The 19,244-nt window shown below is 58.8% G+C and carries 16 protein-coding genes; 8 read left to right on the forward strand and 8 right to left on the reverse strand.

Annotated features, from left to right (window positions below):
• Window positions 1–442: 442 nt before the first annotated feature.
• Window positions 443–1,489, forward strand: coding sequence for a glycosyltransferase family 25 protein (locus A3224_RS11150; protein WP_067154494.1), 1,047 nt, complete (start codon window positions 443–445; stop codon window positions 1,487–1,489).
• Window positions 1,490–1,568: 79 nt separating this feature from the next.
• On the opposite strand, the gene A3224_RS11155 is transcribed toward A3224_RS11150, so the two are convergent.
• The 6 genes from A3224_RS11155 to A3224_RS11175 form a co-directional block, all read right to left on the reverse strand.
• A complete protein-coding gene (locus A3224_RS11155) occupies window positions 1,569–1,991 on the reverse strand; it encodes a potassium channel family protein (RefSeq protein ID WP_067154497.1) in 423 nt (140 codons plus the stop codon).
• A gap of 1 nt (window position 1,992) precedes the next feature.
• Window positions 1,993–2,448 carry a tRNA adenosine(34) deaminase TadA gene (gene tadA, locus A3224_RS11160; protein WP_067154500.1) on the reverse strand — a complete coding sequence of 152 codons (456 nt, stop codon included), beginning with the start codon at window positions 2,446–2,448 and terminating at the stop codon, window positions 1,993–1,995.
• A 161-nt stretch (window positions 2,449–2,609) separates the two neighbouring features.
• On the reverse strand, window positions 2,610–3,416 hold the full coding sequence (locus tag A3224_RS11165; protein WP_067154503.1) for a putative RNA methyltransferase: 807 nt from the start codon (window positions 3,414–3,416) through the stop codon (window positions 2,610–2,612).
• Window positions 3,413–5,047, reverse strand: a complete 1,635-nt coding sequence (locus A3224_RS11170) for a GMC family oxidoreductase (protein WP_082817501.1) — start codon at window positions 5,045–5,047, stop codon at window positions 3,413–3,415. Before A3224_RS11170 ends, A3224_RS11165 begins: the two co-directional genes overlap by 4 nt.
• A gap of 56 nt (window positions 5,048–5,103) precedes the next feature.
• Window positions 5,104–5,271: a hypothetical protein gene (locus A3224_RS16915; RefSeq protein ID WP_175487792.1), complete on the reverse strand. Its 168-nt coding sequence runs from the start codon at window positions 5,269–5,271 to the stop codon at window positions 5,104–5,106.
• Between the two features lie 212 nt (window positions 5,272–5,483).
• A complete protein-coding gene (locus A3224_RS11175) occupies window positions 5,484–8,207 on the reverse strand; it encodes a family 20 glycosylhydrolase (protein ID WP_067154506.1) in 2,724 nt (907 codons plus the stop codon).
• 512 nt (window positions 8,208–8,719) lie between these two features.
• Here A3224_RS11175 and A3224_RS11185 point away from each other — a divergent pair.
• Window positions 8,720–9,220: a hypothetical protein gene (locus tag A3224_RS11185; RefSeq protein ID WP_139223228.1), complete on the forward strand. Its 501-nt coding sequence runs from the start codon at window positions 8,720–8,722 to the stop codon at window positions 9,218–9,220.
• Between the two features lie 160 nt (window positions 9,221–9,380).
• Window positions 9,381–9,878, forward strand: coding sequence for an RDD family protein (locus A3224_RS11190; protein ID WP_067154513.1), 498 nt, complete (start codon window positions 9,381–9,383; stop codon window positions 9,876–9,878).
• A gap of 218 nt (window positions 9,879–10,096) precedes the next feature.
• On the opposite strand, the gene lptG is transcribed toward A3224_RS11190, so the two are convergent.
• Both lptG and lptF read right to left on the reverse strand, forming a co-directional pair.
• The gene (lptG, locus tag A3224_RS11195; RefSeq protein ID WP_067154516.1) at window positions 10,097–11,158 is read right to left on the reverse strand and encodes an LPS export ABC transporter permease LptG; all 1,062 of its coding nucleotides are present in this window, start codon (window positions 11,156–11,158) and stop codon (window positions 10,097–10,099) included.
• Window positions 11,151–12,281: an LPS export ABC transporter permease LptF gene (gene lptF / locus A3224_RS11200; protein ID WP_067154519.1), complete on the reverse strand. Its 1,131-nt coding sequence runs from the start codon at window positions 12,279–12,281 to the stop codon at window positions 11,151–11,153. The genes lptG and lptF overlap by 8 nt, the downstream gene beginning before the upstream one ends.
• Window positions 12,282–12,468: 187 nt before the next feature.
• Here lptF and A3224_RS11205 point away from each other — a divergent pair, with 187 nt between their 5' ends.
• The 5 genes from A3224_RS11205 (at window position 12,469) to ndhC (ending at window position 19,201) form a co-directional block, all read left to right on the forward strand.
• Entirely contained in the window at window positions 12,469–13,935 is a 1,467-nt protein-coding gene (locus A3224_RS11205; RefSeq protein WP_067154522.1) for a leucyl aminopeptidase, read from the forward strand.
• 132 nt (window positions 13,936–14,067) lie between these two features.
• Window positions 14,068–14,490, forward strand: a complete 423-nt coding sequence (locus tag A3224_RS11210) for a DNA polymerase III subunit chi (RefSeq protein ID WP_067154525.1) — start codon at window positions 14,068–14,070, stop codon at window positions 14,488–14,490.
• A gap of 35 nt (window positions 14,491–14,525) precedes the next feature.
• The gene (locus tag A3224_RS11215; RefSeq protein WP_067154528.1) at window positions 14,526–15,386 is read left to right on the forward strand and encodes a hypothetical protein; all 861 of its coding nucleotides are present in this window, start codon (window positions 14,526–14,528) and stop codon (window positions 15,384–15,386) included.
• A 145-nt stretch (window positions 15,387–15,531) separates the two neighbouring features.
• Complete coding sequence (locus A3224_RS11220; RefSeq protein WP_067154531.1) at window positions 15,532–18,306, forward strand: valine--tRNA ligase; 2,775 nt, start codon at window positions 15,532–15,534, stop codon at window positions 18,304–18,306.
• A gap of 481 nt (window positions 18,307–18,787) precedes the next feature.
• Window positions 18,788–19,201 (forward strand): NADH-quinone oxidoreductase subunit A, encoded by a 414-nt coding sequence (ndhC, locus tag A3224_RS11225; protein ID WP_067154534.1) that lies wholly within the window; start codon window positions 18,788–18,790, stop codon window positions 19,199–19,201.
• Window positions 19,202–19,244 lie beyond the last annotated feature (43 nt).

Below are 19,244 nucleotides of genomic sequence, written 5' to 3' on the forward strand. Positions count from 1 at the left end.
CTGACCTTATGATTAATTCGCAAGCCGCTTCTCCTCTTCCGCACCTGACAAACTATGTGAGATAGATCCCAAAATCAGACGTTCAACAGTACGAGCGTCCGCGTTAAGGTTAGACTCCGCAAACAAACCAAAGAAAGATAACAAGAAGGTAGGTATTGGGGGGTTGGTAGCTATCCTGGGGGCGGTTCTCGTCTCCATCCCGTCGGCGCCGAGCGGTGTCCGGCCACCTTCTGAAAGTCAACAGACGAATCAACCAAAAAATCCAGATTCGGACACAGGGATGGTCGGCCCAGGCGCCGAACCTTGCTCGATCACGGACCGCAGTAGCAACCGCTGGATTGGTCGCCCGCTGGCGACCGCGTTGCAGATAAGGTGATCGCATGCTCAACAGACTCCTCTCCTCTCTCACACCAGCTCTGAAGTGTGTAAGTGGGAGGCGCGGATGAAACAGCAAAATCATCGCCGCTTCACCGCGGCACTCAAACGCTTCGCTAATATCCCTGTGGACATGGTCGGCCAGCTTCTGAAACAACTGGCCGGCAACACGGGGGTGGCTGTAGCCAATGGCGCCTCCGCTCAGTTGCAGCGAGTGGCGACACAGCCGGCGCCCGCCTACCAGCCGCGGCCACAGAAACCGCATAAGCGCGAGCGCCCTACACGGCAACGCCCACAAACTTCGCACATCACCAAAGCACCCTGCTGGGTGATCACCTTGGACCCGGATGGGGAGCGGGTAAAATCGCTACTGGAATCACTGCGAGCACAGCGCCTGCCAACGACTGCCATCCCCGGCGTCGATGGCCGCAGTGGTATGCCTGAATTTGAGCGTGGCGAACGCCTCTCCCAAGGCACCACTCGCTGGCGCCATTTATGCGAGTTGAAAAGTTCCGAAGTCGGATGCTATCTGGCGCACCTGCGCGCCATACGCCGCGCCTATGAGTCCGGTCTCGAACGGGTCTGTATTCTCGAAGACGACGTACGCCTGGAACCGAGCTTCGGCAAGGTATTGGCGGAGCTGGAGCGCCTGCCCGCAAATGTGGAAATGGTGCGCCTGATGGGCCTCAAGGTGCGCAAGCGCAAGGAAATACAGCCGCTCGCCGATGGCAGTCACACACTGGTGCGGCCAGAGCGCGGCTGGTGTGGAGCGCAGGGGTATCTGATCAACCGCGCGGGCATGAAAAAGGTGCTGGCACACGGCAGCCGCATCTTCGAACCCATCGACAAGCTGTTTGACCACTTCTGGCAGTTCGATTTGCAACTCTACGGCGTGGAGCCGCACCTGCTGTGGGAAACGGAACACGAATCCAGTATCGTGAAGTCCAACGCGGGACGGGACAAAGTCGCAACCTGGCTCTATTGGCTGCACCCGCTGGGTAAACTCTGGCGCAGCCTGGAGCGCCATTACTATCTGCGGCGGAACGCGCGTGCATTTTACCCGGCTCAGAACCCCACAAAACGTCCGGGACGCACCCCGCGGCTCAAGTTTTAACGGAAACTTCAGTGCATTCTCGCAAGCGCTATTTCCAGCTCAAGGGTGTCCGGACGATAAAATAGACTTTGGGCTCAGTTTAAACTTCCCAATATTTCTGCATTTTCAGAAACATAAAAGAGGCGCTCCAGGTAATCATCATCAATCCTGCGAGCGCCTCCAGGCCAGCGGTAAAGCGCAAATAGCCCATGGGTTCGATATCGCCAAACCCCAAAGACGTGTATGTGGTAAAGGAAAAGTAAACACAGTCAATTAAACTGCCATCAAAATTGCCGGCCAGGGTTTCGAAATCCTCGGACCGCACCATATAGTAGTAACCGAGGGCAAACAGCCAGATTTCCGCAACGTGCGCGAACAGAGCACCGAACACACCGATCAACACCGCCAAATTCCGCCGCACCGACAACTTCTGCCCCAGCCGGAACAGCCCGTTGAGCGATTCGTGGTGAATCAGCACTGTCGCCGCCACAAGAAAACTGTTGAGTAGATAAGCAACCAGCATCTCAGCGCCTGTCCGCGAAGAACTCCCTCACCAGAGCCGCGGCCTCCTCCGCCAATACACCGCCCTCCACGGAAATTTTGTGGTTGTAAAAATCCGACGCGCCGAGCTGCAGTCGACTTTCCACCGCGCCGGCACGCGGCTCCGAGGCACCGTACACCAGCCTGCCGACACGCGCGTGTATCATGGCGCCGAAGCACATGGTGCAGGGCTCGATAGTGACATAGAGGGTAGTCTGCGGCAGTCTGTAGTTGCGCATCCGCTCAGCCCCGCGGCGCAGGGCGATGACCTCCGCGTGGGCACTGGGATCACAGTTACCAATCGGGCGGTTGCTGCCCTCGCCGATAACCTCTCCCTCGAACACCAAAACCGCACCAACCGGCACTTCACCGCGCGCACCGGCAATTTCCGCCAGCTCCAGGGCCCGGCGCATAAATCCGTAATCTCTCGGGGTTGCCATAAAGTTCCCAGATAAATTGTTATACCGACGTCGTGTAGCCGGGATAGTCTTATTTAATCCGCCGCATACCGAAGCCTATCGACGGGCCCGTCATATCCATCCCACCACATGCGCTTCTCATCTGGGCGCAAAGTATCTTTGCCGCCATTAAGCGACGCAACCTAAGGTTCCGTAGCGACCAGGCGGCGCACCACAAAGTCCGCTTCCAGATTCAGACTGTCTTGCTGTTCCAGCTGGCGGCGCATATCCCGGCTGCCTTTCCAAGCGAAAGGAGTCATCATCAGAAAATCCGCGATCGCCTCACGCCCCTGAACCCGAAATGGAAAGCAGCAACGGACTTCCATTTCCGGTACAAATCCGTCCACCCGCCCGGGCGGTGGATGGAGGCGCGGCTCGTCGTAGAGGGCCGCCTTCAGTGACCAGAGGTGCTCCGGCCCCGGAGATACATCCAACAGTGAACCGCCCGGATTCAGCACCCGGCGCATTTCACTGTCCGCAGCTGGAGCGAAGATTCGCAGCAAGTGGTCGACACTGTCCTGCGCCAAAGGTAGCTCCACACTGCTGGCCACCACAAACTGAACATCCGGCATGCGCTTGGCTGCCAGACGCACGCCGGCCTTGGCAATATCCACGCCCGCCAGTGCCTGCGACGGCCAGCCTGCGGCCTCGAGTGCGCGGAGGTAATACCCCTCGCCACAGCCAATATCCAGTAATTGTCGACCGGGAGTGTATGGCAGTAGCGCCGTCACCGCCTCAACCAGCGGGCGATAGTAACCCGCGTCGAGAAAGCGGCGCCGCGCGCGCAACATTTCCGCGGAATCACCGGGGTCTTTGCTGCGTTTTCGGTTGGCCGGCAGCAGGTTCACATAGCCCTCTCGGGCACAGTCATAGCTGTGATGGTTGGCGCAATGCCAGCGCGTATCATCGCACTGCAACGGCAGCTGACAGACAGGACATTGCCAGATCATTCGGTTTTCAGAGTTTCCGTGTTTACCTGCGGCGGACTCGCCCGCTTCTGCAGAATCAAATCCGCCGCTTTTTCCGCGATGGCAATGACCGGTGCATTGGTATTGCCGCTGATGAGGGCGGGCATTATGGAGGCATCGACCACGCGCAGTCCATCCACGCCATGCACTTTGAGTTCCGCGTCCACCACGGCCATCTCATCACGGCCCATCTTGCAGGTACCCACCGGGTGATAGATGGTCTCCGCATGGCGCCGGATAAAGCGTTTGATGGATAGCTTGCTGCGCAGCGCTTTATCCGGACTCCACCAGCGCTTGTGGTAACGCTGCATATCCGCTTGCATCAAAATATCGCGCGCCATTTCAAACGCTTCCACCATCACTGCCATATCCTCGGATTCGCTTAAATAATTCGGCTGTATCAGCGGCAGCGACCTGGGGTCGCCATCCGCCAATATGATTTCCCCGCGGCTTCTGGGCCTCAGTGCACAGGCGTGCAACGAGTAACCATAGCCTCCGGGCTTTTTCCGTCCGTGCTCAAATAGCGGCGCCGCGGAAAGGTGAAATTGAATGTCCGGTTGTCCGCCAGCACGACTGGAAAAGACGAATCCCCCCGCCTCGGCCACATTGTTGGTGAGCGGCCCCCGATGTGCCAAAAGAAATTCCGGCAGACGTAGAGCCATCTGTAATTTCGAGTGCAGAGAATTGGAAAAAGTTACCGCTTCCGAAGCCTGCACTACCTGGGTGATATCCAGGTGGTCCTGCAGATTCTTGCCCACTCCCGGCAAGTGTGCCTGCAGCCGTATCCCGTGCTTTTTCAACGCTTCGCCGGGGCCAATACCTGAAAGCAACAGCAATTGCGGCGATTGGATGGCGCCAGCGCAGAGCAGTACTTCCCTGTTGGCCAATATGCGCTTGCCGTTAATCAGCGCCACCCCACTTACCCGATCCCCTCTGAACAACAAGCGTGCGACCTGACTGCGGGTAAAAACGCTCAAATTGGGCCTGTTTTTAATTGGGTGCAGATAAGCCGCGGCGGCGGAACACCGGCGACCGTGTTTCTGCGTCACCTGATAAAACCCTACGCCGTGCTGATGACTGCCATTGAAGTCGTTATTGAACGGGTGGCCGGCGGAACGGGCCGCGCGCACAAAAGCGCGCCCGGCCTCTGTCTTCCATTGCAGGTCAGACACCGATAGAGGACCCGCGCCACTGTGAAAGGCATCGCTACCCCTGGCATTGCCTTCCGCCCGCAGAAAGTAGGGCAAGATGTCGCGCCAGCCCCAGCCGGGGTTGCCCGCGGCCTCCCAGGCGTCGTAGTCGTCACTGTTGCCGCGCATATAGATCATCGCGTTGATGGCACTGCTGCCGCCCAGCGTGCGGCCGCGGGGCCAAAACAGGCGGCGCCCTTCCAAATGCATCTGCGGCTCAGTGTAATGGTGCAGGTTATAGCGCTCCCCCGGCACCAGATAACCGATGCCCGCGGGCATATTGATCAAAAGACTGCGGTCCGGCGGTCCCGCTTCCAGAAGACAGACTCTGTGCCGCTCCTCGGCACTGAGCCTGTTGGCCAGTACACAGCCGGCGGAACCTCCGCCGACAATCACATAGTCGAATACCATTTCACGGGCCATAGGGTTTTCTCTTTTATCGCTTTGCTGCCCAGACGGTACACGCGACCATAGACCTGTCACAGGCTGTGCAAAACAAACCCCTCCACAATTTTGAAATCAGTGATAAAAACCGCGTTCGGCAGTGTTTCTGTCCGGCCAAAACGTGGTGCAGCAAGTGTAGCTGCAGCAGCGGCCTGGGCATCGATCGGTAAATTCTTCGCCACCGGCAGCAAAAGTAGTTCCATGCCGGGGAAGGACGCAGAAGTAATCACTTAGAGGGGGGGGGTAACCGCGGGGTTGAGAAGTGGCCCGTAGGGTACGCAGGTAAGCACTTTTGTACTACGCGGGCGCTCCCCCCTGTTTAGAGAGCCAGGACTAGCGGCGCCGCCCGCGAATACATCGGAGTAGCCCCCGGCGGGGCACTACCAGCGGTTAGCACCGGGCGATCGCGCAGAGATCAACGTTGCGCATTCGCCGCAGGCAGCGCCCGCAAAATCGCCGCGCGCCCAGTGCGGCGGCCGTCGGCACTGCGGGCGCGCACCGCCCATACCGCATCTGCCGAAACACTCGTTTCCAGTTCCCGCCATCTTTCGCCGTCGAAATACTCCAGTGGCAATCCCGGATAAGGCAGCGCGGTTTTCAGTGCCCCATCTTCCACCACTACACCGGGCACCGGTATACGATAAGCGATGCCGCTCAAATCCAGCTTGAGCAACTCCCTGTTCCCCAGCGCCGCAGCGAATCCGTTCCAGTCAGCGTCGAGCGATGCCTTATCGACAGCTGCGGTCCGGGCGGAAAAATTCTGTCCTTCCGCCAGCGGCAGCTCCCATTCCGCCCGGTGCCAGGCGCGTTCCGCCAAAGCCAAAAGGCGCGGAAATAGCATGTACTCCACCTGGGCATCAGTGCGCACCACCTCGCTCCACAGCTGCCCCTGAATACCCTGCACACTCTTCTCAAACTCTGGCGCCGGTGACATCGCCGACCAGCCCCTGCCATCGCGATCAGTTGAAATTTCCGCCAGTTGCGCGGTGTTCAGCGGCGCATAGCTGAACGCTTTACGGGTGTCTGTTGAGCGCGAGGCCCAGTAATAGCCGCTCTCTTTGGGATCCAGCTCGTAGGGCATGTCGAAATAAAGAAAATCCGCGTGGGACTGCACCACTCCAAACCCTGCATCTGCCAAGCGCACACTTTCAGCACCGCCGCCCCAGAACAGCGGTGTCCAGGCATTGGCATAATTTCGCTTGGTGGCCAGCATCTCACCGGCATTCTCTATATGTTTTACGCCATCACTCCAAGCCGCGAGAGTGGGAATACCGGCTTCGGCCACCAGGCGGCTAACCCGCTTGGCGAAGAAGGCACCCAACTGCCCGAGATCCTCCACTTCGCCCTTGGGCACGAGTTTCTGACAGGCTGGCGACTCGCTCCACGGCATCTGGCGCTTCACCGATGCCACATCGCCCTTGTCTGGATCGCTGCCGGGAGCATCCTCGAAGCCATTGCCAGCAAGGATATTCAACGCTTCATCGCCACCGAAGTGCCAGCTGGCCAGCGGAGCACCGGCTGCCCGGTGCATCGCTTGCACTTCCCGGATCAACTTGCCAATAAAGTGGTAGGTAGAGTCGATACACGGATTGATGTAGCTGTCGTCGTAGAACTGTACCGACAGGTATTGCGTATCGTCCTGTGGATCAATCAATCGGTACTCAGCCGCCCTCTGTGCGGATTCATCGGCCAGTTTTCTGTAGCGCGCTTCCATCGCCACCACCGCGGCGCGTGCGTGAGCGGGCATGTCGAACTCGGGAATCACTTCAATATGGCGTGCAGCGGCATAGCGCACGATGTGGATATAGTCTTCGACAGTAAAGAAGCCGCTGCCGCTGTTGTCGGATTTTGGACCCGAACCCAGCTGAGGAAGCAGACAGCGGGTTTCACCGGGGTCGAAACAGCGCCTGGCCCCCACTTCCGTCAATTCAGACAGGCCGGGTATTTCAAGACGCCACCCCTCGTCGTCAGACAAGTGGAAGTGAAAACGGTTGAGCTTGTAGGCCGCCATCTGATCCAGCAACTTCAACACCACCGCCTTACTGTGAAAGTTGCGCCCTACGTCGAGAGAAAATCCGCGATGAGGAAAACGTGGCGCATCTTCCACCCGCACCCGCGCCAGTGTCTGGCTGCGCAGATCCACCAGTGCCAAAAGGGACTGCAGGCCGTAAAAAGCGCCGGCCTGATCTCGGCCAATAATCCGCGCACCGCGCGCTTTCGTCTGTAGAGTGTAAGCGCCCGCGACCTTTTCCCTGAAGGCTTCCGGTTCTATGTCCACCCGCACCGGGTAAGCCCCGGGGCCGGAGGGTGCCAGCCCCAGCTGCTCAAGCCGCTGGCGAAAAGCGTGCAGGCTCCTGCTCTCCAGAGGTCCCGCGTCCACCGCGATGCCAGTTCGGAGGCGCACCGGTTCTCCCGTTACTTCCAATAATTGCGGCCGTGGAATTATGCGCGTGCGCCAGGATTCTCCGCCGTCCGGTTGTCTTGTGCTGAAAGCAGCATAGCGACTGGCGGGGGTGGCCAGTGTATTGGCATCGTCGGCAGTGCGTTTCCAATTTTCCGGATGATGAGAGGTGATCGGCAGCGCCAACCCTTCAATACTATCGCTGTCAGTAGAAGCAATGACATGGGCCTTACCGGCCCCATCAACCACGAACAGGCGCGGCATGAAATCCGATTCAGACTGCATCCAATATTCCGCCAGTAGGTCAAAGGCCAGCGTCTCACCCTCGGCGATGCCGGTAAACGCCTCGGTGGGCGTCAGCCGGTGCAGATCACCCTTGATGTGCTCGAGCGTGAAGTCATCCCGGTTCAACAGACGCAGACTGCGGCGGATGCTGTGAAAGTAAATGGCCCAATCGCCTTCTCCGGGCCGGATTGCCTCGCCCTGATTGATTAGCGAAATGCGATAGCTTGAGCAGATGGCACCGCTGCCGCCAGCGCGTTTGCACTCAGTGCGCAGCCGTTCATCCACCCCCTGGAAGTTTGTAAGCACCTCTTGAGTTACCAAAAAATCGCGCGCAATCCGCTCTGCGGAGGAAAGTCGTTCACTGCCGGTCGGAGCGGGAAAGCCGCCGGACCGGTCGCAGGCAGATAAAAGCGCGGCCAGAAGCAGTGCGGATATCAAGGGAACACGGATCATGGCGCTTTCTCATCTTTTTTATTGCTGGCGTCACCATAGCGAAAAAGACAACGCTGTCAACAGCGTGTAGTGCGACACAGTTTGCAATCTTCTGCACGCCAGGCGAATACACCGGGGAAAACTCACATAAAGCCACACACCGGCCTCGCGCGGTCTTCTCGAACCCTTACCGCGCCCACGCTATTACGTCGGAAGTGCCTTTGCCTCCGCGGAAAACTCAATAAGCGACATAGATCAAGTTTTCATTAAAGCACCAGGCGTATTGTGTGAACCAGGATAAAAAACTTTGGCGTTCCGCTTCGCACCTTTGGAAGAAGATCGACAAGAATGGAAAAAACCAACAGTGGCGCGGCCTGTGGCGCAATGACCAGTTTTTCCAGCCCGTCCACAAATACCGGTTGCATGGGGCGCCAAAGATATGAGATACAACAGTTCATTAAGGGTGAACCATAATAAATTCAACGGCGACTGCGGCCGCTTGGCTAAGAAGTAGACACCCCGGGGTAGATCAAATGGAAGTCTCCAAGGAATTCAGCAGTTTTCGATTCCGTCCAAACAAACACCTGACAATTGTATTTAGTCTGCTTTTACTTCCCACGTCCGGTTCCTGCCTCGCCGACGAACTGTTTATTCCCGACTCCACCAGCGCTCTGAATCTGCAGGCGGACAACGCTTTTTTTACCGACAGCGCCTTTGGCATGGACAATGCCGCCCTATATGAAGCCGCGGAAAATCTACGCAACAACTCCATGGATTCGGTTCAGCGGCGTCTCAATTATCAATGGCTGCAGATGCACACCAACCCAGACAAGTTCCAGCCCACCACTGGTGGCAAGGCCCTCAATGAAATTCTAAAAATGGGTTGGAAAACCTACCGGGAGCAGAACAAGCGCAACTTCAGCAGTGGTCTTTTGCGCTACACCAGTGGCCACGGCACTATCGGCAAAGCCCTGGACTACGACGTGCGCCTTTCAGACGAAAAGTTCAGATTCTCCTTCGAATACGAATTCTGAGCGCAAAGATCGCATTCCGGCACCCAGCTGCAATCGTGCGCCAGGGGGGCCGCTGTATCACCAACGGGGGCGATCTTCCAACGCCCCCAATTTCCATCCAACTCCTTCCCCGGCATCGATTTGATAGAATCCCCGCCATTTATCTCTGGCGGAGACAACAGTGACCAATTCAGCCACCCCCAAAACCTTCTCACAACTGCCGCGAGCCGGCGTTGGCCGGCGACTGGCGGCCCTGGTTTACGACGCTTTGATAGTGGCTGGGCTTTTGATGGTGTATGGATTACTGGTGGTGCCCCTGTCCTCAACCCTGGGGCTACTGGAGTGCCTGCCGGATCAGCGCTGTGTGGGCACACCGCTGTACCACACGCTCTTTCCGCTGGGAATGGCGGCAGTGGTCGCCAGCTATTTCATCTGGTCCTGGCGCGCGGCGGGACAAACCATCGGCATGCGCGCCTGGCGCCTCCTGTTGGCCAGTCCCGGCGGCGTACAACTGAGCTGGCGTCAGTGCACACTGCGCGTATTGATGGCCCCGCTGTCGGTCGCCTGCCTGGGCCTGGGATACTTTTGGGCCTGGACCCGCACGGACCGCGCCAGCTGGCACGATCTGATTTCCGCCTCTGAAGTCCGTCTGCTGCCGAAACCCAAGAAGGGCCGTTAAGGAACCTCTGATTAATTCGCGTGAACACTATGGTAGCTTCCGGGGCGCTCAGGCAATAGGAAGGACATTTCGAAAACGCACGAGTACTTCCCTGTAGCTCCGACGGATACATCCCTGTATCCGACGGTTTCGAAATGCCCGTCCTATCACCTGAGCTTCACATCCGCCCCCGAAGCGCCTCTGCCACCAGAAAGTGACTTAATCAGAGGTTCCTTAATTTACCTAGCCCGCTTTAACAACAGCCAGCCAAGGGCAAAGCAGAGCAGTATCGGCAGCAGAACAGCGATAAACGGCGGGAAGCCGAACACCACCGATGAAGGCCCGAGCATATCCTGCAGCGTCTGGAAGACGATACCGACGATAACGCCGGTAAAGACGCGCAGGCCGGTGGTCACTTCCCGCAAGGGGCCAAAAATAAAAGAAATAGCCACCATGACCAGGCTGGCAATTGTCAGCGGCTGCAGCAATTTCTTCCAGAACTGCAGCCAATAACGGCTGGAGTCTTCCCCTTTGCGGTCGAGGAAATTGCCGTAAGCCCAGAGATTCCGCGGTGACAGATCCGACGGCAGAGGGACCACCAGAGCGAACAGTTCCGGGGAAATTTCCGCCTGCCACTCTTGCCGCGCCTTCACCTCGCTGAGGGCCCGGTCGGCGGTAAAGGTCGTCGTGCGGCTGTTCTCCAGTATCCAGTGGTCACCGGCAAAATAGCCGCGCTCGGCGAATTCCACCCGCTGCAACTCGCGCTCGTCGCCGAACCGGTAGCGGGTAACACCGTACAGCTCGCCGCTGGGCAGCGCCGCATTAAAGTGTACGAATTCATCGCCCTCCTTGAGCCACAGCCCCTCCTCCAGGCCGCTGTCATCCAGTTCTCCAAGGGCCATAGCCTTGCGGTTTTCCGCGGTCTGATTGGTATGCGGTATCACGAATTCCGCCAGCGCCAGCCCCAGCACAATCAGCAGCATCACCGGTTTCATCACAGCCCAAGCGATCCGGCCGATAGAGATGCCCGCAGCGCGCATTACCGTGAGTTCACTGGTGCCGGCGAGGGTGCCCAGGCCAACCATACAGCCCACCAGGGCGGAGAAACCCAGCTGTTCGTAGATCCGCTCAGGCAGTGTCCAGAGCACATACAGCACCGCGTCGGCAAACTGGTAATTGTCCTCCAGTTCGCCCAGCTGATCGACAATGGCAAAGATCACATCCAGGCCAATCAACACCAGCAGGACGGCGCCGACGGCCATGGCCACAGTGCGGCCGATATAGACATCCAGTTTACGCATTGCGCCCCTCTCCGCCGTGTACCGCGGCGCGCTTCGGCCGCCGCCTCCAGTCGCGTCCGCCCAGCATCAAAAGACCGAGAATGAGAAAAGGCGGGTGCACCAGCCAAATGGCCGCTGGGTTGCCAATCTTGCCATCTTCAATTGCCCCCCTTACCCCTTGCAATATCACCAGGTAGGTAATGTAGAGCAGCACCGCCGGCACCATCTTGGCGTAGCGCCCCTGCCGCGGATTGGTGCGGGACAATGGCACCGCCAGCACTGCCACCACCAGCACCAGTACCGGCAAGCTGAAGCGCCAGTGCAGATAAGCGCGCTCAACAGGATTGTCGCTACGCCACAAATCCAGCGTGGATGCGGACTCTATGCGGTCGCGCCAACGGCTGCGGGCTTCGGGAATCTCCAACTGCACTTCGTAACTGGAGAACTTCATCAGACGGTAGTCGCGCTGCCCCGGTATGCCTTCATAGCGGTAACCGTCGCGCAACACCAGATAGCGCAACCCGGTTTCCGGATCTATCCGCTGCACCCCCTCCCGCGCGACGGTGACGATCTGGTGGTCCGTTTCTGTATCCGCGCGCGAGTTGCCCAGCTCGGCGAGGAAAACATCGCGCATGGTGGACTTGTCCTCACTCAGGGAGTCGGCGTAGTAGACCGCGCGCTCCCCTTCCGTGCCGACAAACTTCTTCGGCACCAGGTGATCGAACTCGTTGCGCGATTTATCCGCGGTGAGCAGGCTGGAGGACCGCGCCATGCCGGTGGGCGAGAAATAAAGGCTCATGGACGCCACCACCAATGCCACCATAAAGGCCGGCGCCAGGGTGTACATCAGCAGACGCCGCTCGCTGAAACCGCAAGCGTGCAGCACTGTCATTTCACTCTCGATATAGAGGCGGCCATAGGCGAGCAGAATACCGACAAAGAGTCCGAGCGGAAGCACCAGTTCCAGAAACCCCGGCAGGCGGTATCCCATCAAGGCAAAGAGGATATTCGCGGAGAGGTCGCCCGCAGCTGCTTCCGCCAGATACTTCACAAAACGGCCACTCATCACCATCAGTAAAAGCACGGCGCTGACTGCTAGCGTGGCGAAAAGCAGCTCGCGGCACAGATAGCGGAAAATAATCACGGGGCGAATGAATTCCTTGGTGACAGCGATGCGGTAAGTTGTGGATCAAATAATGAACAAGTCACTCCAATTACGACAATCCTATGGCGCAGGAGTTAAACTTGTGCGGCGCATTATCGCCAAATTTATTTGCAATGTCTCGAAACGCGGGACATAGAACCAGATTTCAATGAAAGGAAACGGAATTATGCAGTTCTCTGCCAAGGTCTCCGATATCAGCAAACAGCGCAGCGCCTGCGCCATCATTGCCGTCGATGCCAAAAACCGTCTGGGTGCAGCTGGCCGCGCCCTGGACGAAGTCAGTGGCGGTGTCATCGGCAAAATATTGAAACGCGGCGACCTCGGCAACAAACTCGCCAGCACCCTGACCGTCAATCTGGTGGAAGGGCCGGTGGAGCGGGCGCTGTTGGTGCGCGCCGCAGACGGTGCGCTCAACCGCGCGGACTTCCGCAAGCTCGCCGCCAACAGCGCCGGGGTTGCCAAAGACTTCAAAAATGCCTGCAGCTATCTGACAGAGCTGGAAGTGGCCGATGCCGATACCGCCTGGCAGGCGCAGCAACTGGCCCTCTGCGCGGGCCTCGCCACCTACAGATTTACCCGCTGCCGAAGCGATGCCAAAGACAATCCACTGGCCAAATTTACCGTGCACGCGCCGGAGCGGGGACAACTCAAGGCAGTGAAGCGCGGCGTAGAAATAGGCGCCGCCCAGGCCGCCGGCAGCAACTTGGCACGCGAACTGGGCAACCTGCCGGGCAACATCTGCACCCCCAGCTACCTAGCCGGAGAGGCGCGCGCGCTGGCAAAAGGCAATGCCAAACTGACCACCACCGTACTGGACGAGAAAAAACTGCAGTCCCTCGGTATGGGCGCCTTCCTGAGCGTCGCCAAGGGCAGCGAACAGCCGCCGGCGCTGATCGCCATGAACTACAAAGGCGGCAAGGCCGGAGACAAACCGGTGGTCCTGGTGGGCAAGGGAATCACCTTCGACAGCGGCGGTATCAGCATCAAGCCCGGCCAGCAAATGGATGAAATGAAATTCGATATGTGCGGCGCCGCCGCTGTCTTCGGTGTCATGCGCGCACTGCTGGAACTGCAACCGGCAATCAACGTAGTGGGCCTGGTGGCCGCAGCGGAGAACATGCCCAGCGGCCGCGCCAGCAAACCCGGCGACATCGTCACTTCCATGTCCGGCAAAACCATTGAAATCCTCAATACCGACGCGGAAGGCCGCCTGGTACTCTGCGATGCCCTCACCTACGCCGCCAAGTACAAGCCGGAAGTGGTGATCGACGTGGCCACCCTGACCGGTGCCTGTGTCATCGCTCTGGGTAGTCACGCCACCGGCTTGTACTCCAACCGGGACAGTCTGGCACAGGAACTACTCGCCGCTGGCGAACGCACTGGCGACCGCGCCTGGCAGATGCCGCTGTGGGACGAATATCAGTCCGCGCTGGACTCCAACTTTGCCGACATCCAGAATATCGGCGGCCGCGAGGCGGGCTCCGTCACCGCCGCCTGTTTCCTATCCCGCTTTACCGAAGACTACACCTGGGCGCATTTGGACATCGCCGGCAGCGCCTGGCACTCCGGGGCCAAGAAGGGCGCCACAGGGCGGCCCGTGCCGCTCCTGGTGGAGTACCTGCTGGGCAAATGAGCCGCAAAACCCAGAGGTGACGGCCCCGGTGGCCGCGGCCTCTGACCCACCCCGCGGCCAGGGAAGGGCGCGGGCGGGGCCGCGCCTGACGCCTCCGCGACAGCGTCCCATTCGCCCGAGCTGGAATTAAAGATGACCCGAATAGACTTCTATGTACTCCCCGGTGATCAGCACCGGGACGCCGATATTTTCGCCTGTCGCTTGGCGGAAAAAGCCTACCGCGCGGGCTTACGCGTGCTGCTGGCAGTCGACGACAAAACCCGGGCTAACGAACTGGACCAACTGCTGTGGACTTTCCGCGAGGACAGCTTCCTGCCCCACGCGCCGCAGAGTGCGGGCGAAAACGCAGCGGTGGAAATCAACTGCGGCGAGGAACCGGGCCAGCACCACGGTCTGCTGATCAACCTGCGCAGCGACGTCCCCGGCTGGTTCAGCCGCTTTGAGCGCCTGGCAGAAATCGTCGTGCAGCAACCGGACGCCCTGGCGCGTTCCCGAACGCGATTCTGTCACTTCCGCGATCGCGGATATCCGTTACAATCCCACAAGATCAACTGACATTAACCACACGGCAAGCAGGCACTCACCCAGCCATGTCCCGTCGGAAGAACAAATACAAACAGCGCGGACATCAGCCCGGGCCTTCCAGCGAACTGCTCGATGAGCTGAACACCCTGCGCGACCTGCTCGGCAGTGACGAACTCGGCGATATCCCCCTGCTCGATCAGGTGGCCGGGCCTGTCCCGTCCCGACAGTCCGCCGCGCGGACACCAAAACCGCAGCCGCTGCGACCGGCGTCCCGCCGACCGCTGGAAGAAATTGACCTGCCGATTCTCTTCTCTCCCGTAGACGAAGAGCTGCCGGACGACGGCAAACCGGAGCTCAACGAGTCAGAACTCGAACTGCTGCGCCCGCTACAAAACCTGCGCCCGGAAAGCGGAGCACCTCTGACGGAGTCCTCCACTGCCCCGGCCGCAGCGGCGCCGCGGGAACGGGAAGACCCCCCATCACCGCCTGCCGCGCATCTACAGAAGCAATCTGCAGCGGGCGATGCCGCTCAAAGCGCCGAGGAACAGGGACAGGGAGAACTCTTCGTTCAAACCAAGACCCCGTCCAAGGAAAACCCGTTTCTGCCCGCCCATATCCGCGCGCGCCTGACAGGCGGTCGGGTCCCCAAAACCGTGGAACCCACCCCCGAAGCACCAGCGACCGCGACAAGCCCGGCCGAAGAAGTTTCTGCGGAAAGCACTGGGCCCAAGGCAAACGCAGCCGCGGAACCCCAAGAGCCCGCGCCACTCCTTCCGCAAGCGGGGAAAGACGCACAACCGGCGGATAAGGAAATCCAGCGCAAGCAACTCGTCGACCGCCTGGTGGCAAAACAGCTACCCGAACTGGAGCGCCAGCTCCGCGCGCGCATCGAGAAAATGCTCGACGAACTGGAAGCCAAGCAGTAGCGCGGTATAATCCCCGCCTTTTCCAACAGTTCCGGCACAGGACCTGGCCGCACCGGATTCGCCCGTCACTTCGGCGAATTCGGCGCGACAGGCCTCGAGTGATTTCCCAGCCCCCGCGGCGAGCAGAACAAGGTTTCCCACCCGCATGGACAAGACATATCAGCCCAACGCCATAGAACAGCAGTGGTACAAAACCTGGGAAGAAAACGGCTACTTCAAGCCCAACGGCGATACCGAAGCCAATCCCTACAGCATCATGATTCCGCCTCCCAACGTCACCGGCAGCCTGCACATGGGCCACGGCTTCCAGGAATCCATCATGGATGCACTGATCCGCTACCACCGCATGCAGGGAGATAACACGCTCTGGCAGGTGGGCACCGACCACGCCGGTATCGCCACCCAAATGGTCGTGGAACGCCTGCTCGCCGCAGAAGGACAAGACCGCCATCAACTGGGTCGCGAAAAGTTCATCGAAAAAGTATGGGAGTGGAAGGAACAGTCCGGCGGCACCATCACCCGCCAACTGCGCCGCCTGGGCGCCAGCCCAGACTGGTCCCGCGAACGCTTCACCATGGATGAAGGGTTTTACAAGGCGGTGCAGGAAGTCTTTATCCGCCTGTACGAAGACGGCCTTATCTACCGCGGCAAACGCCTGGTGAACTGGGACCCGAAACTGCACACCGCCATTTCCGACCTGGAAGTGTTGAACGAGGAAGAACAAGGCCACCTGTGGCACTTCCGCTATCCGCTGGCGGATGGCTCCGGCCACTTGGTGGTCGCCACCACCCGCCCCGAGACTATGCTCGGCGACACCGCAGTGGCCGTGCACCCGGAAGACGAGCGCTACAAGCACCTGATCGGCAAGAAGGTTAAGCTGCCGCTGACAGAACGCGAAATCCCCATCATCGGCGACGACTATGTAGACCGCGAATTCGGTACCGGCTGCGTGAAAATTACCCCAGCCCACGATTTCAACGACTACGAAATGGGCCAGCGCCACCAGTTGGAGATGATCAACATCCTCGACGCCGACGCACACCTGAACGAAAACGTGCCGGAAAAATACCGCGGCATGGAGCGCTTCGCCGCCCGCTCCCAGGTTGTAGACGACTTAGACGCCCTGGGCCTTCTGGAAAAGGTCGAGCCACACACCCTGAAGGTTCCCCGCGGCGACCGATCCGGCGTAGTGATCGAGCCCTGGCTTACCGATCAATGGTACGTAAAAACCCAGCCGCTGGCGGAAGAAGCCATCAAAGCGGTGGAAGACGGCCGTGTCAATTTTGTGCCCAAGAACTACGAGAATATGTATTTCTCCTGGATGCGCGATATCCAGGACTGGTGCATATCCCGCCAGCTGTGGTGGGGCCACCGCATTCCCGCCTGGTACGATGACGAAGGCAATGTCTACGTCGGCCGCTCCGAACAGGAGGTGCGAGAGAAAAACAACCTGGGCAGTGAAGTCACCCTGCGCCAGGACGAAGACGTACTCGACACCTGGTTCTCCTCCGGCCTCTGGACCTTCGGCACCCTCGGTTGGCCAGAGGAAACCCCGGAACTCAAAACCTTCCACCCCACCTCGGTGCTGGTGACCGGTTTCGACATCATCTTCTTCTGGGTCGCGCGCATGATGATGCTGACCCTGTACTTCAAGAAGGAAGTGCCCTTCCACACCGTGTACGTGCACGGACTGGTGCGCGACAGCCAAGGGCAGAAGATGTCCAAATCCAAGGGCAATGTGCTAGACCCCATTGACCTGATTGACGGCATCGATCTCGAAAGCCTGGTGCAGAAACGCACCACCGGCATGATGCAGCCGCACCTGAAGGAAAAAATTGAGAAGCAGACGCGCAAGGAATTCCCCGAAGGCATCGCCGCCTACGGCACAGATGCCCTGCGCTACACCTACTACTCGCTGGCATCCACCGGCCGCGATATCAAGTTCGACGTGGGCCGAATCGAGGGCTTCCGCAACTTCTGCAACAAAATCTGGAACGCCTCCCGCTACGTGCTGCAAAACTGCGAGGGCCACGACTGCGGCCAGGATGGCAGCGGCGATTTCGAACTCAGCCTCGCCGACCGCTGGATCATCTCCCAGCTGCAACGCACAGAAAAAGCCGTGCGCGAAGCTATGGACAGCTACCGCTTCGACCTCGCCTCCCAGGCGCTGTACGACTTTATCTGGGGTGAATACTGCAGCTGGTATCTGGAACTTTCCAAGCCGATACTCTGGGACGAAAACGCGTCAAACGCCATTAAAAAAGGCACCCGCCGCACCCTGATCCGCGTACTGGAAACAACACTGCGGCTGGCGCATCCACTGATGCCTTTCATCACCGAGGAAATCTGGCAAAGGGTGAAAGACCTCGCCGGCGCAAGCGGCGAAACCATTATGCTGCAACCCTACCCGGAGCCGAACGATCACAAGATCGATACCGAAGCCGAAGCGGCCATCGCCTGGCTGAAGCAGGTGATCGAAGGCGTGCGCAATATTCGCGGAGAGATGAACATCTCCCCAGCGAAGAAAATTCCGCTGCTGCTGCGCAACGGCTCGCAGCGCGACGAAGCACTGCTGGAACAGGCCCGCAGCCTGCTGCTCAAGCTCGCAAGCCTCGAGTCCATCACCTGGCTCGCCGACGGAGAATCCGCGCCCGCTTCTGCCACGGCGTTGGTTGGCGACATGGAGCTGCTGGTCCCCATGGCCGGGCTGATTGATGTACAGGCAGAAACGGCACGCTTGCAGAAGGAAATCGACAAGCTGGCGAAAGAGCGCAGCCGCCTGGAGAACAAGCTGGAAAATCCCAAGTTCGTCGACAAGGCGCCGGCGGAAGTAGTCGCCAAAGAAAGGGATAAACTGGCCGACGTGCTGAGTGCCCAGGCGCGCCTGCAGCAACAGCTGGAGGCAATCAGTAAGCTTTGAGAAACCTCTGATCGGTTCACATCCCGGCGGCAAAAGTCATTCTGTGACTGAGCGCCCGAAGCCCTCTCCGGCTTCAGAGGTTCTCAACAGTGACAATTCGCAAAAAAGGGGCGCAGGCCCCTTTTTTGTTGTCACCGCTTCACTCTCTGTTTTCCCCGACACCAGCTGCCAAATGCCTTCCCCCCCTTCCCACGCCCACCTGAAAGCGGTGACGCCCAATATTACAGAAGTAACGCGCATATAAACCCATTACTTAAGAAGTAATTGATCCTTTAGCTCACTGGCACTCTCCACGGCAAAGATTTATAAAACAGGCAGTGTTCCGTACTTGCGTCACACATCAAAATTTTTACGCCAACAATAAAAAATCAGCCTCTGCCGCGGTTGATCTGAATTCCGCAGACAAAATCGATCAGGGATTTTTATACGCCGCAGTACGACCGAAAGAGGGTCAGCACCCTCCAGCAAATCGGGGAGAGAAATGTTGAATCGACCAACCCAATTCGACCCGGCCACTCTAGTGCAGCATTTATGGCCACTGATCGTCTACGGATTTGCCGTACTCGCGCTCATCGCCCTGATGTTAGGGCTGTCGTATTTCCTCGGCCAGCGGCGGCGGGACGCCGCCACGGATGAACCTTTCGAATCCGGTATTGTCTCCCAGGGCAGCGCGCATGTGCGTCTTTCTATCAACTACTATCTGGTGGCCATACTCTTTATTGTCTTCGACCTGGAAGCTATCTACCTGTTCAGCTGGGCGATCGCTTTCCGGCAAACCGGTTTGCTGGGTTTTATCGAAGCAGCTATTTTCATCGTAATACTCCTCGCCGGCCTGATCTATCTATGGCGCCTGGGCGCACTGGATTGGGGCGGAAAACAGCAAAGGAACCTCTAATTAATTCGCGTGGACGCTGCAATGAAATTGTGAGTATTTATCT

The sequence above is a fragment of the Microbulbifer thermotolerans genome (genome assembly GCF_001617625.1).
GTDB classification, from domain to species: domain Bacteria; phylum Pseudomonadota; class Gammaproteobacteria; order Pseudomonadales; family Cellvibrionaceae; genus Microbulbifer; species Microbulbifer thermotolerans.